At 44.8% G+C, this 1,896-nt stretch carries 1 protein-coding gene; it reads left to right on the top strand.

Going from position 1 to position 1,896, the window contains the following annotated elements:
- Nucleotides 1-644: 644 nt before the first annotated feature.
- Complete coding sequence (locus tag F6K46_RS39475) at nt 645-1,781, top strand: pentapeptide repeat-containing protein (protein ID WP_293068917.1); 1,137 nt, start codon at nt 645-647, stop codon at nt 1,779-1,781.
- Nucleotides 1,782-1,896: the final 115 nt, after the last annotated feature.

The raw sequence follows: 1,896 nt of genomic DNA, 5'->3' as shown, positions 1-1,896 counted from the left end.
CTAGATTTTGTTCTCCTGAGATTCCATCGTTCCTGTGCCCCTTCGAGTGGGAACCAGTCCTGAACCCTGGACTGTGGAAAGCTCTTACCCTTTCCACTTCCTATGAGCGCCTTTCATCGGTCGCCCCACTTGTCTAAATCATATCGTTATAGAGGTGGAGCGGGACGGGTTCACCCTCCCGCGTAACAACCTTTTAGAATCCCCCGTGCTTTAGCCGGGGGAGATGTCAACCCTGGATATTTGTCTGGAACAGTATGTAAGTTAATAAACACAATCAATAGGGGTTTATTAAGAATTATTACCAATTGATTGACAAGAAATGCTTATTCTAATAAAGCACTACCACTAAACTTCCCTAGTATACGTGCGTTCGCGTAGCGTAGCCCTTTGGGCTAATCGCTTTTAGCGCAGCGAAGTTGATCCCAAGGGTAAGACAGCGGCAGGGTTGTGAAGGGAGTGTTTTTCAACACTATATAGTTAATTATTTATTGCATTCCATAGTTATTCGCGAAAGTATTTCCAGAATCTTGATTTATTGGTTGTAATTTATACTAGAAAGCGATACATAATTTACTTCAATTAAAATAAATTGTGAGATTTTTTTCCCTACTTCCTGTTCCCTTTTCTATCTATGATTATCGCTGATGAAAGCTAAAGAAGTTCTGAGACGATATGCAGCAGGAAAAAGGGATTTTCGAGGGGTAAATATTAGAGGTCAGTCATTCCAGGGGAAAAACCTTTCAGGGACAGATTTTAGTGAAGCTGATATTAGAGGAACGAACTTTAAGAATGCTAATCTAACCGGAACTAAGTTCTGTAAGGCAAAGGCTGGATTACAGAAACGGTGGGTAATTGTTCTTTTGTTGGTTTCATGGGTAATCTCAGGACTATCAGGATTTGCCTCTTTATTGGGTGGGATGGCAATAGCGTTAATATTTGACTCTAGCGAACGGCAACAAGTCTTTGGCTGGATAGTTTTGGTTGTAATAATTGTTTCAATTGCTGTTATCCTTGGTCAAGGTATCGAAAGAACCGTAGCCGTAGTCGGAACCGTAGCCGTAGTCGGAACCGTAGCCGGAGCCGTAGCCGTAGCCATAGTCGGACCCGAATCCTTCGCCGGAGCCGTAGCCATAGCCGGAACCGGAGCCATAGCCATAGCCGGAACCGGAGCCATAGCCATAGCCGGAGTCGTAGCCGGAACCGGAGCCGTAGCCGGAACCGGAGCCGTAGCCTTTGCTGTAGCCGGAGCCGGAGCCATAGCCGGAGCCGTAGCCATAGCCGGAGCCGGAGCCGGAGCCGTAGCCGGAGCCGGAGCCGTACCCGGAGCCGTAGTCTTCGTTTTACTTAGTATTTACTTGGGCTGGCGTACTCTAAAAGGGGACCCCAGAGATGCCTGGATTCGTAGTATTGCTATTGCTTTTGCTGCCACAAGAGGAACCAGTTTTCGCAAGGCCAATTTAACCGATGCTGATTTCACGGGAGCTATCCTTAAAAGTACAGATTTAAGGGAGGCTATTATCACTTGTACTTGTTGGCGGAAAACTATTAAACTTGATCGAGTTAGACCAGGAACAAGCTACCTTCAATATGAAAATATTAGACAATTGTTGATAACTGGAGAGGGACAAGATAAAAACTTTGAGCGGCTCAACTTAAGAGGTATTAATTTAAAGGGAGCTAATCTACAAGATGCTAGCTTTAGTGGAACAGACTTAAACCGAGCTAACTTACAAAATGCTAATTTATCCAGAGCTAAGTTAGTTCAAACGCTGACTGCCTGACACATCTGTGTGAAAAGCAAACAGATCAGGTTCTACACTTTAAAGACCGAATACGGGAAAACCAAATCTGGTCGTAGTAATCATGCTCAGCTTTATGGCTAGCAAAGCACGGTTG

It is taken from the genome of Moorena sp. SIO3E8, assembly GCF_010692445.1.
Classification (GTDB): domain Bacteria; phylum Cyanobacteriota; class Cyanobacteriia; order Cyanobacteriales; family Coleofasciculaceae; genus Moorena; species Moorena bouillonii.
This window is presented reverse-complemented; position numbering and strand designations above follow the sequence as displayed.

Excerpts from the sequence above, each read along its gene's own strand:
- F6K46_RS39475 (WP_293068917.1), top strand. The coding sequence starts at position 645 with ATGAAAGCTAAAGAAGTTCTGAGACGATATGCAGCAGGAAAAAGGGAT.